Annotated in this window: 14 protein-coding genes; 13 read left to right on the top strand and 1 reads right to left on the bottom strand. The window is 62.4% G+C overall.

All coding sequences use genetic code 11. The annotated features are described in order from the left end of the window. Nucleotides 1–102 precede the first annotated feature (102 nt). The 13 genes from PPP56_RS03160 to PPP56_RS03100 all read left to right on the top strand — a co-directional run bounded on the left by PPP56_RS03160 (nucleotide 103) and on the right by PPP56_RS03100 (nucleotide 12720). Entirely contained in the window at nucleotides 103–282 is a 180-nt protein-coding gene (locus tag PPP56_RS03160; RefSeq protein WP_353562583.1) for a hypothetical protein, read from the top strand. 132 nt (nucleotides 283–414) lie between these two features. Next, complete coding sequence (locus PPP56_RS03155; RefSeq protein WP_353562582.1) at nucleotides 415–1377, top strand: PLP-dependent cysteine synthase family protein; 963 nt, start codon at nucleotides 415–417, stop codon at nucleotides 1375–1377. A gap of 347 nt (nucleotides 1378–1724) precedes the next feature. Continuing rightward, the gene (gene trpE, locus PPP56_RS03150; RefSeq protein ID WP_353562581.1) at nucleotides 1725–3230 is read left to right on the top strand and encodes an anthranilate synthase component I; all 1506 of its coding nucleotides are present in this window, start codon (nucleotides 1725–1727) and stop codon (nucleotides 3228–3230) included. A gap of 134 nt (nucleotides 3231–3364) precedes the next feature. Further along, complete coding sequence (locus PPP56_RS03145) at nucleotides 3365–3835, top strand: hypothetical protein (RefSeq protein WP_353562580.1); 471 nt, start codon at nucleotides 3365–3367, stop codon at nucleotides 3833–3835. 58 nt (nucleotides 3836–3893) lie between these two features. Then, nucleotides 3894–4904 carry a tryptophan--tRNA ligase gene (gene trpS, locus PPP56_RS03140; RefSeq protein ID WP_353562579.1) on the top strand — a complete coding sequence of 337 codons (1011 nt, stop codon included), beginning with the start codon at nucleotides 3894–3896 and terminating at the stop codon, nucleotides 4902–4904. 519 nt (nucleotides 4905–5423) lie between these two features. Continuing rightward, nucleotides 5424–6008, top strand: coding sequence for an anthranilate synthase component II (locus PPP56_RS03135; RefSeq protein WP_353562578.1), 585 nt, complete (start codon nucleotides 5424–5426; stop codon nucleotides 6006–6008). Between the two features lie 78 nt (nucleotides 6009–6086). Continuing rightward, nucleotides 6087–7118 carry an anthranilate phosphoribosyltransferase gene (gene trpD, locus PPP56_RS03130; RefSeq protein WP_353562577.1) on the top strand — a complete coding sequence of 344 codons (1032 nt, stop codon included), beginning with the start codon at nucleotides 6087–6089 and terminating at the stop codon, nucleotides 7116–7118. Between the two features lie 69 nt (nucleotides 7119–7187). Continuing rightward, the gene (gene trpC, locus PPP56_RS03125; protein WP_353562576.1) at nucleotides 7188–8000 is read left to right on the top strand and encodes an indole-3-glycerol phosphate synthase TrpC; all 813 of its coding nucleotides are present in this window, start codon (nucleotides 7188–7190) and stop codon (nucleotides 7998–8000) included. 85 nt (nucleotides 8001–8085) lie between these two features. Further along, nucleotides 8086–8751: a phosphoribosylanthranilate isomerase gene (locus tag PPP56_RS03120; protein WP_353562575.1), complete on the top strand. Its 666-nt coding sequence runs from the start codon at nucleotides 8086–8088 to the stop codon at nucleotides 8749–8751. 105 nt (nucleotides 8752–8856) lie between these two features. After that, on the top strand, nucleotides 8857–10101 hold the full coding sequence (trpB, locus tag PPP56_RS03115; RefSeq protein ID WP_353562574.1) for a tryptophan synthase subunit beta: 1245 nt from the start codon (nucleotides 8857–8859) through the stop codon (nucleotides 10099–10101). Nucleotides 10102–10145: 44 nt separating this feature from the next. Continuing rightward, the gene (gene trpA / locus PPP56_RS03110; RefSeq protein ID WP_353562573.1) at nucleotides 10146–10982 is read left to right on the top strand and encodes a tryptophan synthase subunit alpha; all 837 of its coding nucleotides are present in this window, start codon (nucleotides 10146–10148) and stop codon (nucleotides 10980–10982) included. Nucleotides 10983–11030: 48 nt separating this feature from the next. Continuing rightward, nucleotides 11031–12179 carry a DUF4837 family protein gene (locus PPP56_RS03105; protein ID WP_353562572.1) on the top strand — a complete coding sequence of 383 codons (1149 nt, stop codon included), beginning with the start codon at nucleotides 11031–11033 and terminating at the stop codon, nucleotides 12177–12179. Nucleotides 12180–12234: 55 nt separating this feature from the next. Then, nucleotides 12235–12720, top strand: coding sequence for a DUF4296 domain-containing protein (locus PPP56_RS03100; RefSeq protein WP_353562571.1), 486 nt, complete (start codon nucleotides 12235–12237; stop codon nucleotides 12718–12720). Nucleotides 12721–12789: 69 nt separating this feature from the next. Here PPP56_RS03100 and PPP56_RS03095 read toward each other — a convergent pair. After that, nucleotides 12790–14702, bottom strand: a 1913-nt coding sequence (locus PPP56_RS03095) for a RecQ family ATP-dependent DNA helicase (RefSeq protein WP_353562570.1), incomplete at its 5' end; no start/stop codon positions are given.

The raw sequence follows: 14702 nt of genomic DNA, 5'->3' as shown, positions 1-14702 counted from the left end.
ACACCTGGCTATACACTCTTTCCCTACACGACTCTCTTCCGATCTCAGCGCGGCGAGGACCTCGAGTGCGTCGTCCACACGACGACCCGGGACCGGAACCTGATGGCCCTGGAGTCGGAGCTGCTGGGGGCCCACGCGCTCGGGGTGCGCAACATCCTGGCGCTGACCGCGGAGTGGATCGCCTGCGGCATTGCGGTAGCCGCGGTAGCGACCGGGCATACACGGGGGCAAAACGGACCGCCTGCGAGGTGGGGCGTCTGGGCGGGCTCTACAGGGCCGTGAACGCTGGTGGATGGCAGGAGGGCAGGGCCGTATGCTTTCCAAAAGCCATTAGACACATATGATCTTCACTTCAATTCGTGACTTAATTTTTATACACTTCGGTAGCGATTTAACCCATCAGCCATCCCTGTTATGCGTTCTGTTGTGCCTTCGTCTATTGCCTCGCCGTTTGCCACCGACGATCCGGTGCTAAGCCTGATTGGGAATACACCGATGGTGGCCTACCCAGGTATCGAGAACGAGCGTGTGCTCTGTAAGATGGAGTCGATGAACCCGACCGGCTCGATGAAAGATCGAATCGCGATGGGGATCTTGACGGAGGCGGTGCGCGCGCACAACATCGACACGGTGGTGGAGGCCAGTTCGGGAAATACGGCCGGGGCGGTGGCGCTGGTAGCGAACCGGCTCGGACTGCGGTGCATCCTGACGTGTCCGGCATCGAGTAGCCGGCAGAAGTTCGGCTACATGAAAGCGTTCGGCGCCGAAGTACATGAGTGCCCGAGCGTCTCTTCGGACCATCCCGACCACTACCGCGCTACGGCCAAGCGCTTGGCTGAGGAGACAGGCGGGTTCTTGATGAACCAGTACTACAACCAGTCGAACCCGGGCGTGCATGCGCAGTGGACGGGCCCTGAGGTGTGGTCGCAGGCAGGCGACCGCATGACGCACCTGGTCTGCGCGATGGGCACGGGCGGACTCATCAGCGGCACTGCGCGTCACGTTAAAGAGCAGGCAGCCAAGGCGGGGCGTCCGGTTACGGTTGTGGGGGTGGATGCGGAATGCTCTAACATCGCCACCGCGTTCTACGACGAACCTGAGCGTCCGTACGACACCCGCGTAGAGGGGCTCGGCAAAGGCGGTAAGCTGCCTACCATGTGGTTTGAGTATCTCGACGAGATGCGCCGCGTGACCGACGACGAAGCCTTTGCTCAGGCCCGCCGTGCGGCTCGGCAGCATGGCCTGCTCATCGGCCCCAGCGCCGGCGCGGCGCTCAAGATTGCGTGCGACATCAGCCAGGCCGACCCCGCTGCTACGGTCGTCACCATCATCTGCGACAGCGGCGACCAGTATTTTGACACGCTGTTCGAGGGGTAATCAGCGCCGCATGCTCCGTCGGTGTATGAGAGGACAGATGTATGAACGGGGCGACGAGAAGAACGTCTACCCCTTCAGCCCCACACCGTAGCCCCCGAGCAAATCCCAAACAGGATCTTCAATCTGTGGACTTGCAACCCCTGTACGCTTCACGTATATATGTAGCATGATGAACAAACGCTCCCAACACATTGCTGCATGGTGGTGGTGCACCCGGGTTACTGGGCACACCACCCCGCACAGGTAGCGCACATGCTGCGCCCCCTGTTTCTCGTGCTCGCTGACCCGCTGTCGCCCTTGCAGACAGTGGGTTTTTTTCGTTTGTAGCCTTCTTATCCCGCTTGCTCATGACGTTCGACGATTTTGCTGCCCGCATCAACGAGGCGCGTACAGAGACCGACGGTCCGCTCGTGGTGCCGGTACATCGGCGTCGCAGTGCCGACCTGCTTACGCCGGTGTCGGCCTTTCTGGCGCTGCGCGAAGGGGCCGACTTCCCGTTTCTCCTCGAAAGCGTTGAGGGCGGTGAGAAGCTGGCACGCTACTCGTTCCTGGGAGGCAACCCCTACCGCGTGGTACAGGCCACCGAGCATGGGGCCGCCGTTACGATCGACACGCGCCGCGCTGTGGACGGGATACCTAACCCCGACGCATCGGGTACTATCTTCGACGTGCTTACGCGCCTTACCGAGCCGTTTACGGAGCTTGCAGCGCCGGGGCTGCCACGGCTGCGCGGGGGCGCTGTCGGGTATATGGGATACGATACGGTGCGCCTTATTGAGCACCTGCCCGACGCCCCTCCCGATACGCTTGGCATGCCCGATGCCGTCTGGGGCTTTTACGATGCGCTTGCTGCGTTCGACCATGTGCGTCACCAGCTCGTGATCATGGCAAGCACGTTTGTGCATCCCGATACCGATCTGCACACCGCATATGACGATGCCGCCGCACGCCTGGACCAGCTGGAGGCGCAGCTCAATGCATCGGCGGCGCACCCGGAGCCGCTCAAGCTGCCGTCGCCCAACATCAGCTCGAACTTCGAGCGCGATGCGTTCGAGCAAGCCGTTCGTGAGGCCAAGCAGCACATCGTGGATGGCGACATCTTCCAGGTGGTGCTCTCCCAGCGCTTCGAATCCACCTTCCGTGGCGACCGGTTTAACCTCTACCGCGCCCTCCGGCAGGTGAACCCGTCGCCCTACCTGTTCTACCTGGACTTCGACGACGTGGCGCTGGTGGGCTCCTCGCCCGAGGTGCTTGTGCGCGTCGAAGACGGGCACGCCGAGGTGCTGCCCATCGCGGGGACGCGTCCGCGTGGCGCGACCGAAGCGGAAGATAACGCGCTGGCCGAGGAGCTGGCTGCAGATCCGAAGGAGCGCGCCGAGCATCTGATGCTTGTGGATCTGGGGCGCAACGACCTGGGGCGCGTGTGCACCTACCAGTCGATCAACGTAGATCGCTACGCGTTCATCGAGCGCTACTCACACGTGATGCACATCGTGTCGTCGGTGTCGGGCGAGGTGGCCGGCGAGCGTACACCTATGGAAGTGCTTGCCGCCTGCTTTCCCGCAGGCACCGTGAGCGGAGCCCCCAAGGTACGCGCTATGGAGCTGATCGATGCCTTCGAACCCACGCGACGCGGCATATACGCCGGGGCCGTAGGCTACCTCGACTTTTCAGGTACGCTGGATACGTGCATTGCCATCCGCACCATGGTCGTGCGCGATGACACCGTCTACGTGCAGGCTGGCGCAGGCATCGTTGCCGATAGCGACCCGGCCTCGGAGTACGAAGAGACGCGCAACAAGGCCGCTGCGCTACACGAGGCGCTACAGGTGGCCACCGACGATCTTCTATAATCTGTACAAGCTCAGCCAGGTGTGTAAGCCCAGCAAGACGGTTGGGTGACCTGCGATGGCCCTACCTAAACCCGCTTTCCGATAGCGGGTACATGTTTTTGACCCTGTTAACCTACTCGACATACTGCCCTGTTATGCCGAACCCGATTACCGAAACCCTTTTTGGACGTGGCTGGATTGGCCGCACCATCAGCCGCGAAGAGACCGTGGAGCACATCAACCCGCTCGTGCGGGCACACATCGAGCTGAACCACGCCTACCGGGCTGTTGTGCGGGTTGCCGATGATCGCCGGGTGGTGGATGCACTCAACGCGCTCCTCAAAACCGCCCGCGCCGATGTCGGCAAGCTCTCCGAAACGGTGTTCAGCGCTGGAGGCGCCGCGTATAACGGCACCGACCTGAAGCCCGAGGACTTCGACCTCGGTCCTGACCTGGATACGGCGCTCCCAAACCTGATTGAGGAGGAAGAAGCGTTTCAGGAGGCCGTGCGCACCGAGCGCAACGACGTAGAGCATCAGATGCGCACACGCGCTATCCTGGAGCTGGTGCGCGACAATAGCCAGGAGCGGCTCGACGTGCTGAAGCGCATCCGAAAGCGGCGCTAAGCCGGCGCGGCTCGCCGCCCGTTCGCATCCCCCCGATTTTTTCTGACTCCCCTATCGCATGACTGACGACGCCTCTTCGAACGCCGACACCGTGGTTGTATCTGGCATCCAGCCGTCTGGACGCCTGCACATTGGAAACTACTTCGGTGCGCTGCGTCAGCATCTCGACCTGCATACGCAGCACCGGGCCTTCTACTTCATTGTGAACTACCACGCGCTGACCTCGCTGCACGACGCCGATCGGATGCGCGAGTATACGATGGATGTAGCGCTCGACTATCTGGCGCTGGGCTTTGACCCCGATGAGGCAGCGCTCTTCATCCAGAGCGACGTGCCCGAAGTGACAGAGCTGGCGTGGATCTTCTACAACCTGATGCCGGTGTCGCGTTTAGAGCGCGGCGTGTCGTACAAGGAGAAAGTTGCTCAGGGGTTGACCCCGAACGCCGGATTGCTCAACTATCCGGTGCTGCAGGCGGCCGATATCCTGATCTACGGAGGCACCCAGGTGCCCGTCGGGGCCGACCAGAAGCAGCACATCGAGATTACGCGCGATGTGGCGCAGCGCTTCAACAACACGTTCTGCCCCGACGACCCGATATTCACGCTCCCCGAGCCGTACATTCTCGACGACGTGTCGGTGGTGCCGGGCATCGACGGACAGAAGATGTCGAAGAGCTATGGCAACACCATCGGTATCTTCGACGAGGGCAAGGCCCTCAAGAAGAAAGTAATGAGCATCGTAACCGACTCTACGCCGCTCGACGAGCCGAAAGATCCGGAGCAGTGCAACGTGTTTGCGCTCATCAAGCTGTTTGCGGATACGGAGCGCCGCGCCGAAATCGCAGAACAGTATCGGGCTGGTGGATACGGATACGGCCACGCCAAGAAAGAGCTGCTGGGCCTAATCCAGGACTTCTTTGCTGAGGCGCGCGAACGCCGCCACGAGCTGGAGCAGCGCCCCGACTATGTGCGCGACGTGCTGCGCGACGGAGCCAAACGCGCCCGCGCCACAACCGAACCGCTTATGGCACAGGTCCGCGAAGCCACGGGACTGATGACGACGGTGTAGAAGTGTGGAAGTATGGAGGTGTCGAGGTCTGGAAGAGACACATGTGGAAGGGTAAAGCTTGATAACGGCATGTGCTGGTTTCTTTTTTCGGTAGTGGATAAACGCTAAATGATAGGATGATCGAGCACCGCAGTTTTGTCTTGTTCGAACCCCCCTCTCCCTTATTCCGCTTCGCTCCATCAGTCGCCCTACGGGCTCGTGTCGGGCTTCTCCCCCTTCGCGAAGGGGGAAATGTCGCGTGGCGACAAAGGGGGATGCGCGTCCACAAGGATAATGGAAACTTGCACACCGCATGAGTTTGCTGAAGCCAGTGGCTATCTTAGCCCAGAAGAAGCTCTTAGCCCAGAAGAAGCTGCCGAACTGGAGAAGACCCTACGCATCACCTTGGGCGGATTGGTAAAAATGATGTCCAACCCCGCCCCCTGGTGCAGACCGGCCAACCACGCACGGGAAGCTGACGTATTCTATGACCCTGCCTCTTAATCCTCCATCCGTCCATCCCTTCACCCCTAACAGGCTATGATCTTCGTTCTCGACAACTACGACAGCTTCACGTACAACCTGGTTCACCTGCTGGGGGAGCACACCGACGACATCGTGGTGGAGCGCAACGACGCGCTGACGGTAGAGGAGGTGCGGGCGCTCGACCCCGAGGGCATCGTGATTTCGCCGGGCCCGGGCCGTCCTGCCGATGCGGGTATCACCGAGCCGCTCATCGAGGCCATGGGCGCAACCACCCCGATCCTGGGCGTCTGTCTCGGACATCAGGCCATGGGCGAGGTCTTCGGGGCCGACGTGGTCAACGCGCCCTCGCTCATGCACGGAAAGACGAGCGAGGTAACGCACGACGGGCAGTCCATCTTTGAGGGCGTTGACGCTCCTTTCACCGCGACGCGCTACCACTCGCTTATTCTCGACCGCGACACCATCCCCGACGAGCTCACCATCACCGCTGCAACCGACGACGATATCGTGATGGGCATTCGCCACGTAGAGTGGCCCATTGAAGGCATCCAGTTTCATCCTGAGAGCGTCAAAACGGCGGCAGGGCCCACGCTCATTGCCAACTGGGTGCGTCGCCTTCCCGCCCGCTCTACCCGATAGCGCCGGATAAACTGTCGCCGTCTCGACAGCTGCTACAGTTACTCGTTCCAACCGTTTTTTCGAACCATTTCCGTGTCTATGCACGACCACCTAACCACCATCGCTCAAGGCCAAGCGCTTACCGAAGACGAAGCTGCCGACGCCATGCATCAGATCATGTCGGGCACTGCCGACCCCACGCACATCGCGGCCATGCTGGTCGGGATGCGCGCACGGGGCGAGCAGCTCGACGAGCTCGTGGGGTTTACCCGCGTGATGCGCGAGTTTGCCGTTTCTGTAGCCTGCAACGACCCGTACGCCATCGACCTCTGTGGTACCGGGGGCGATGGTGCAAGCACGTTTAACATCTCAACGACCGCTGCCTTCGTGTGTGCAGGGGCCGGCGTTACCGTTGCCAAGCACGGCAACCGGTCGGTATCCTCGAAGTCGGGTTCAGCCGACGTACTGGAAACGCTGGGCGTTGAGATTGAGCTCGAAAAAGAAGGCGTCGAGTACTGTCTGGATGAGGCTGGCATCGCCTTCTTGTTTGCGCCCTACTTCCACCCGGCCATGCGGCACGTCATGCCCGTACGTAAGTCGCTTGGCGTGCGCACCTGCTTCAACATCCTGGGGCCGCTCTGCAATCCGGCAGGCGTGACCCGACAGCTCGTAGGTGCGTTCGACCTGCAGACCGCACAGCTCATGGTGCAGATCCTGCGTCGCCTCGATAGCGAGCACGTCATCACCGTGCACTCGAACGACGGCATGGACGAGTTTTCGGTGGCCGATGCCAGCACCCTCTTCGAGTACAACACGGACGGGCCGCATGACATGCCCATCAGCCGCGAGGTGGGCCCCGAGAAGCATGACTTTGAGCGCGCCTCGAACCGCACGCTGATAGGCGGGGATGCGCACGAAAATGCTGAGATCCTGCGTGGCATCTTGGCGGGCACCGACACCTCGCCACGCCGCGACGTCGTACTGCTGAATGCGGGCTACGCGCTGCATACCAGCGGACAGTTCGACGACCTCGACGCGGCTTTTCAGGGAGCACGCAACAGCATCGATTCAGGCCGTGCGCTGGATGCCCTGAACACGCTCATTGAGGTCTCGAACGACGCTCCAAAGTAACGCGCGCCCCTTTTGGCGCCCGCTGCCCTCCGCCCGCTGTCCTCCGCACGCTAAACCCCGACTGAATCTGTGAGCATTCTTGACGACATCGTTGCCGATACACGGACCCTGATTGCCGACCGCAAACAGGAGACACCCGTATCCGAATTGAAGCAGCGCCCGCTGTTTGCCGATCACGAACCGCTCTCGTTAGAGGAAGCACTCAAGCAGCGCGGCATGTCGTTCATTGCGGAGGTGAAGAAAGCCTCCCCCTCGAAGGGCGTGATCCGGGAGTCGTTCCAGCCGGCCCAGATTGCACAGTCGTACGCCAAGCACGGCGCCGCTGCTATCTCTGTGCTGACCGAGCCCCTGCACTTTCAGGGCTCGCTGGAGAGCCTGGCGTGGATCCGTGCCCACGTGCCCGACACGCCACTCATGCGGAAGGACTTCATCATCGATCCGTATCAGCTTGTTGAAGCAAAAGCCGTTGGTGCCGATGCCGTACTGCTGATCGCGACGGTGCTCGATGCCGGGGCGCTCTATGACTTACACGCACAGGCCGAAGAGCTCGGGCTGTCGTGCCTGGTTGAGGTGTATGCTCACGAGGACCTCGATAAGATCGATTTCGACCAGGTGAAGCTGCTCGGGGTTAACAACCGCAACCTCCATACGTTTGAAGTAGACATCGCAAACTCGCTCGACATCTTCCAGCACGTGCCACGTAGCCTGGGCTGGGTATCGGAGAGCGGCCTAAGCGACCCCGAAACGCTCGTCCGCCTCCGCCAGAACGGCGTAAACGGCGTGCTCATCGGCGAGCACTTCATGCGCGCCGACGACCCTGGCCAGGCGCTAACCGACCTGCGCAACGAAGCGCGCGAAATTGCCATCGCCCAACAGCAGTAGGTGTGGACGTGTGGAGGTTAAGCGTGCTCCTCCATCCTTCCAACCCTCCATCCTTCCATCCCTCTAACCCGTCATCCATCCCCTTATGTCCGTAAAAGTCAAAGTCTGCGGCATTACCGATCTTGAAGCGGCCCGCTACCTGGCAGGGAAACGCGCGGACTACCTGGGCTTCATTCAGCATGAAGACAGCCCGCGCTACATCCGTCCGAAGCAGGTAGCCAAGATTCTGGAATGGGTGCATGGCATTAACTCGGTCGGGGTTTTTGTGAATGATGATGCGGATGCCGTGAACCACGCGGTGGAAACAGCCGGATTCACCCACGTGCAGCTGCACGGCACGGAGCCGCCCGCCGTATGTGAGCAGATCGACCGGCCGGTTATCAAAGCGATTCGCGTGCGCCATGATGCGGCCTCCGACCAGCTGCGGGCGCTCATGGAGCCCTATACCGACGTTGTGGACGCCTTTCTGCTCGATACGCACAACAGCAGCGTGTGGGGCGGCACCGGCGAATCCTTCAACTGGCGCCTGGCGCGCGAGCTCTCAAGCGAGTACCGCCTCTTCCTCGCGGGCGGACTCAACGCCGATAACATTGAGCGCGCCGTGCACACGATGCGTCCGTATGCCGTCGATCTGTCGAGTGGACTCGAAACGGCCCCGGGCGTGAAAAGTCTCGATAAGATCGACGCGTTCTTCGACACGTTTCGCGCGCTTCAGGACGAGCTGGCCGAAGAAGCGGCCGATCCGTCGTAGCATCCCCCGCATCGCATCCCCTAAAACCTCCTTGAACCCTGTACAGGCGCCGCAGGCCCCGTGCGCGCCCTCTTGCTATCTTTCTGCATCCAACCCCGCTAACCCATGTCCAACGCTCCTGCTGTAGCCACTGAGTCGACCCCCGAATCTGCTGCTGCGTCGAACACACGCTATGCCGCTCCCGACCAAACGGGCCATTTCGGTCCATACGGCGGGGCTTTCGTGCCGGAGATTCTCGTTCCGGTGCTTGAAGAGCTGCGCGCCGCCTACGCCGAGGCCCAGGCCGACCCCGAGTTCGATGCCCAGTACCGCACGCTCCTGCGCGAGTACGTAGGGCGCCCGACTCCGCTCACCTTCTGCGACCGCCTGACCGATTACTACGGCGGCGCGAAGATCTATGCCAAGCGCGAAGACCTCTGCCATACCGGTGCCCATAAGATCAACAACACGATCGGGCAGATCCTGCTTGCGCGCCGCATGGGCAAGACGCGCATCATCGCCGAAACCGGCGCCGGACAGCATGGTGTGGCCACGGCTACCGTCTGTGCCAAGTTTGGCATGGACTGCATCGTATTCATGGGCGAGGAAGACATGGAGCGCCAGCGCCTGAACGTAGAACGCATGGAGCTGATGGGCGCGGAGGTGCGTCCGGCTATGAGCGGCAGCCGTACGCTCAAAGATGCGACGAACGAAGCCATTCGCGACTGGGTGTCGAATCCCAGCGATACGTTCTACATTATCGGCTCGGTGGTGGGCCCGCACCCCTACCCGATGATGGTGCGCAACTTTCACCGCGTTATTGGGGATGAGACGCGTGCCCAGCTCGACGACCATGAGGGACGCGAATGCCCGGATGCTGTAGTTGCCTGTGTGGGCGGCGGCTCAAACGCCATGGGCATATTCTATCCGTATATCGACGATGAAGACGTGCGCCTGGTCGGCGTTGAGGCCGCCGGCGAGGGGCTCAACGGGCGCCACGCGGCGACGCTCTCGAAAGGCACACCAGGTGTACTGCACGGCGCCATGAGCTATCTGCTGCAAGACCAGCGCGGACAGGTAGAGATCGCGCACTCGATCTCGGCAGGCCTCGACTATCCTGGCATCGGGCCGGAGCACTCGCACCTGAAAGACTCCGGACGCGTTGAGTACGTGTCGGCGACCGATACTGAAGCGATGGACGGCGTGCGCGTGCTGTCTGAGCAAGAAGGCATCATCCCGGCGCTCGAAACCGCGCATGCTATGGTGCCTATGGAGCGCGTGGCGCGTGAGATCGGCCCTGAGGGCATCATCGTGTTTAACTGCTCGGGCCGGGGCGACAAAGACATGCAGACCATCGCCAAACACCGGTAACCCCACACCATCCCTCCCTCGTCCAACCCTCCACCCCTAACCTAATGTCTCGACTTTCTGACACCCTTGCCGCCTGCCGTGCCGATGGCACCCCCGCGATGGGCCTCTTCATCACCAACGGCTTCCCGACCCCCGAGGCCACCGTCCCGATCCTGCACGCGATCGACGCGGGTGGGGCCGACTTCATCGAGCTGGGCATGCCGTTTAGCGACCCGCTGGCTGAAGGCCTGCCGATTCAGCGCTCCAGCGCCCGTGCGCTCTCGCATGGCGTTACGATGGACGACGCGTTTGACACGGTCGCTACGTTCCGCGAAGAGAGCGATACGCCCGTGCTCCTTATGGGATACATCAATCCGGTGCTGCAGTACGGCATGGATACGTTCTGCAGCCGCGCCGCCGAGGCCGGGGTTGATGGACTGATCCTGCCCGATGTGCCGCCCGAGGAAGCCGAGGTGCTCACCGGGCATGCGCAGGCTGCAGGGCTCGACCTGGTCTTCCTGATTGCGCCCAACTCCTCCGACGCACGCATCCAGCGCGTCGACGAGCTGGCGACCGGTTTTGTATACGCAGTGTCCGTTACTGGACTCACCGGGTCGCGACTCGACGGGCGCGGGGCCGTACAGTCGTATCTAAAACGAGCCCGCTCGCTGGTTACACAGAATCCGCTTTTAGTCGGATTCGGCATCGCCACCCACGACGACGCGATGGAGCTCTCGCAGCATACTGACGGCTTTATTGTAGGGTCGGCACTCATCAAAGAGATCGAGGCCTGCTGGGATGACGACACGCTTTCCGACGACGCATGCTACGCGCGCATCCGCCAGTTTGCCCGGCAACTGAAAGAAGGGCCGGTTCTTGCAGGGAGCAATCCAACGACGTAGAGGTTTACGCTTCTACGCTGTTTGCACTTGCTTAACAGAGAACCTAACATGATTCAGTATACGCTTCGTCGCATCGGCGTTCTGCTTCTGGCTGCCACTGTGCTCGCCGGGTGCGAGGGCTTCTTGGATGGCGACTACCGCCCCCGCGCCACCGGACAAGAGGGGGAGATCATGGTCGTTATGGACAGCACCCACTGGGACACGGGCCTGGGGGATGCCGTACGCCAGAACATCGGCCCGTACGTCGAAACGCTTCCCACGCCCGAGCGCAGCTTCGACCTGCGCCAGGTAAACCTTGCGTCCGACCGCATCTTCGATATGGTGCGGCGGCATAAAAACGTGGTATTCGTGGCCCCGCTCAGCGACGAAACGCCGGTTGCCAACTTCCTGCGTAGTCGCCTCTCCGACGACGTGCTGCAGGCCGCCCTCGACGGCACGCCCGTCGTCGTGCCGCGCGAGGATCTGTGGCGCCGCAGTCAGCGCGTATACTACGTGACCGCCGGAAACACCGAGCAGCTCATCGAAGCGATTGTGGAGCGCGGCCCCGACATCCGGTCGACCTTCCATGAAATCACGCTCGACCGCATGGAGCGCGAGATGTTCGAGAAAGAGCGCCAGTTCGATCTGGAGGACACGCTCATGCAGCGCCACAACTTTGCGGTGAACGTGCAGCACGACTACCAGATTGCCGTCGACACGACCGTCGACCAGCGCAGCTTCATCTGGATGCGCCGCGTGCTCACCGACACCCGCCGCGAACTGATGATCCACTACGAGGAGGGCATGTCGCCTGAAGAGATCACGCCAGAGTGGATCTACGCCACCCGCGATTCACTCACTGAAGAATACCTGCGCGGCAACGTCGCTGGATTTGTGCGCACCGACTACCGCCGTCCGCTCAACACCGAAGAAACCGACTTCCTGGGCCGCTACGGCTACACCACGCGCGGACTCTGGCACTTTGTGCGCCGCCCCGACGAGGGCGAAGGCCTGCGCGAGATGGGCGGTGGCGGGCCCTTTGTGAATTACACCTTCTACGACCAGGAGAGCGGGCGCGTCTACATGATCGACGGATCGGTGTTCGCTCCAGAGTACGGCAAGCGCGACTTCCTGCGGCAGATGGAGGTCATCGCCCGCACCTTCCGCACCCAGGCCGATGAGGAGTCAGACGATCCGACTTTCGCATCTACCGACTAACGAACGGATGTTGGGCCGATGGTGGCCCAATGTTGGCGAGCAGTAACGATCCGGCATGCAGCGTTCTCAGCAGTATAGTAAGCAGATGAGCAATCGGGCTCTGGCATGGTTGCGAAAAGCAGGGGGAGGCGCGGCGCTGGCGCTCCTGGGCGCCCTGCTCCTTGTATCTGCAGGCGGGTGCCAGAACGGAGCGCCCCCCGTTGATGAGTCCACCATGCGCACGGTGCTGGTCGATCTCCATCTCGGCGAAGCCCGCCCCAATGCGCCTGCTGTCGATGCGCGTCCGCCGCCCGACAGCCTGCTGGCACGCCATGGCCTTTCTCGTGCTCAGTTTGAAGCGGCGCACGCCTATTACGCCGAGCGCCCCAGCGTCTATCGCGATATCTATCAGGAGGTGGTCGACTCGTTACGAGCGATACAGGGCGACGTTGCCGGACTCCGAGGAGCCTACGAAGCGGCCACCGAAGAAGCGGCCTCTGACGAAGAAAGTGAACCCGAAAACGCCTCGCCCCGGTCAGCCAGCCAGAGAGAGCGCCGTTGAGGTCTGTATCCCGGTGTAGCATATAGCACCGCAACCATCGATGGTGCTTCTGGGTGAATGCGTGAAGTTTCACTCGTCTGTTGCAGGCCCGCCGTCTGCAGAGTCGCTGTGCGGTGTGCCGTTTGTGTCCGGAAGGAAGCGGCGTCCTGATGTGGTTAGCGCGTAGGTCGTGGCATGTGGGGAGGGGGGCTGCACGTAGCCCTCGTGTACCAGCCAGCGCAGCAGCCGACGGGCCCGGTACGGCGGCTGGCCGGGCAGCCACGCATCCATCGGCTCGTCTTGAGCGATCGCGCCAAGCACCGACTGCAGTTCGCCCCTGTCGCTTGGCGTAACCGGATCGGGGTCGTGGCGCCCAAGGCACACGTCGCACTTCCCACACGGGTCGCTTGCCTCGCCAAAGTAGGCCAGGAGCTGCTGGCGCCGGCAGGTCGTAGACTCCGCATAGTTGATCATTGCGTCGAGGCGCTCCTCAGCGCGCTGTCGGGCTGCCGCCACAGCATCGCCGGGCACGGGCCACTGCTTGGCACGCGGGCGCAGCAGCTCCAGATGAATCGCCCGCCCCGGCGCGCGCCACTCCAGCAGGTCGCGCTGCGCCAGGTAGTCGAGTCCCTTGTGGATGCGTGCACGTGGCACCTCCATGCGCCGCTCCAGCTGCTCCATGTCGAGGGGCCACCACCGGGCATAGGCATCCGCATGCACCCCGCGAATCAGGTCGAGCACAAAGCGCTGCAGCGCCGTGTTCGACTGCGCTCGGGCGTACGTCCGGATATCCGATGCCGCTTGTCGGAACCGGATCCAGCCGCGATGCCGCCGGTTGGGCAGTCGCTGCCATGCATCCGCCCGCTCCAGCATGTCGATCGCCGTGCGAATCTTAGAGGCGTGGAGGTCCGTGACGCGCTGCACGGCCTTCATGTCGACGGTGAGCGGGGCGTCGGGGAGGCTGCCGAGTGGCACCTGGCCGACGTTGCAGATACCCGAGTACACCGCCTGAATCTCTTTCACCGAGGGGTGCCCTGCCTTGATGAGCGCCTCCTGCGTGTCGGCGTCGGGCGGCTGGTACAGGAGCACGGCATACGCCCGCTCGCCATCGCGCCCGGCCCGGCCCGCCTCCTGGTAGTACGCCTCCAGCGAAGACGGCAGATCGACGTGCACGACAAACCGCACATCCGGCTTGTCGATGCCCATCCCAAACGCATTCGTGGCCACGATCACACGCACCTCGTCCTGGATCCATTGCTGCTGTGCAGCGGTGCGACGCCCGGAGTCCATCCCCCCGTGATAGCCTGCTGCCGAAATCCCCTCGTTCTGCAGCCAGTCGGTCCACATCTCCACGTGGCGCCGCGTTGAGGCATAGACGATACCGCATCCGGGCACGCCGCCGAGCACGTCGCGCAGCTTGTCGCGCTTGTTGGCCGTCTGAAAGACCGACCACACCAGATTCGGGCGGTCGAAACCCTGCACGACAACCTTCGGATCGCGCAGGTCCAGTAGCTCCTGCACATCGCCGCGCACCTCGGGCGTGGCCGTGGCCGTGACCGCCAGCATGGGGGGATGGCCCAGCGCCTCGCGGGCCGGGGCAATCTCCTTGTAATCAGGACGAAAGTGATGGCCCCACTCGCTCACGCAGTGCGCCTCATCCACCGCCAGCAGTGCCACATTGAGCTCGTCGGCCCGTGCCTGAAACATCGGCATCGTGAGGCGCTCGGGGGCTACGTACAGCACGTCGTAGAGCCCGTGTTCAGCGTTGACCAGGCACTGCTCGCGCTCGCGCCGCGACATGGCACTGTTCAGCGCCGCCGCCCGAATCCCTCTGCGCTCCAACCCCTCCACCTGATCCTGCATCAGCGCGATGAGCGGCGAAATGACGAGCGTGAGTCCGTCGAAGAGCACCGCAGGCACCTGGTAGCAGAGCGACTTGCCGCCGCCCGTAGGCAGAATGCCCATTACATCGCGCCCGGCAAGTACGGCTTCGATGATCGCCG

This window comes from Longimonas sp. (assembly GCF_040409695.1).
In the GTDB taxonomy this organism is placed as follows: domain Bacteria; phylum Bacteroidota; class Rhodothermia; order Rhodothermales; family Salinibacteraceae; genus Longimonas.
Note: the sequence above shows the minus strand (reverse complement) of the source record. Positions and strands in the feature narration are given on the sequence as shown.

Bases quoted from the DNA above. Each gene is read 5' to 3' on its own strand.
- PPP56_RS03160 (WP_353562583.1), top strand. From the start codon at position 103: ATGGCCCTGGAGTCGGAGCTGCTGGGGGCCCACGCGCTCGGGGTGCGC.
- PPP56_RS03155 (WP_353562582.1), top strand. From the start codon at position 415: ATGCGTTCTGTTGTGCCTTCGTCTATTGCCTCGCCGTTTGCCACCGAC.
- trpE (WP_353562581.1), top strand. From the start codon at position 1,725: ATGACGTTCGACGATTTTGCTGCCCGCATCAACGAGGCGCGTACAGAG.
- PPP56_RS03145 (WP_353562580.1), top strand. From the start codon at position 3,365: ATGCCGAACCCGATTACCGAAACCCTTTTTGGACGTGGCTGGATTGGC.
- trpS (WP_353562579.1), top strand. From the start codon at position 3,894: ATGACTGACGACGCCTCTTCGAACGCCGACACCGTGGTTGTATCTGGC.
- PPP56_RS03135 (WP_353562578.1), top strand. From the start codon at position 5,424: ATGATCTTCGTTCTCGACAACTACGACAGCTTCACGTACAACCTGGTT.
- trpD (WP_353562577.1), top strand. From the start codon at position 6,087: ATGCACGACCACCTAACCACCATCGCTCAAGGCCAAGCGCTTACCGAA.
- PPP56_RS03120 (WP_353562575.1), top strand. From the start codon at position 8,086: ATGTCCGTAAAAGTCAAAGTCTGCGGCATTACCGATCTTGAAGCGGCC.
- trpB (WP_353562574.1), top strand. From the start codon at position 8,857: ATGTCCAACGCTCCTGCTGTAGCCACTGAGTCGACCCCCGAATCTGCT.
- trpA (WP_353562573.1), top strand. From the start codon at position 10,146: ATGTCTCGACTTTCTGACACCCTTGCCGCCTGCCGTGCCGATGGCACC.
- PPP56_RS03105 (WP_353562572.1), top strand. From the start codon at position 11,031: ATGATTCAGTATACGCTTCGTCGCATCGGCGTTCTGCTTCTGGCTGCC.
- PPP56_RS03100 (WP_353562571.1), top strand. From the start codon at position 12,235: ATGCAGCGTTCTCAGCAGTATAGTAAGCAGATGAGCAATCGGGCTCTG.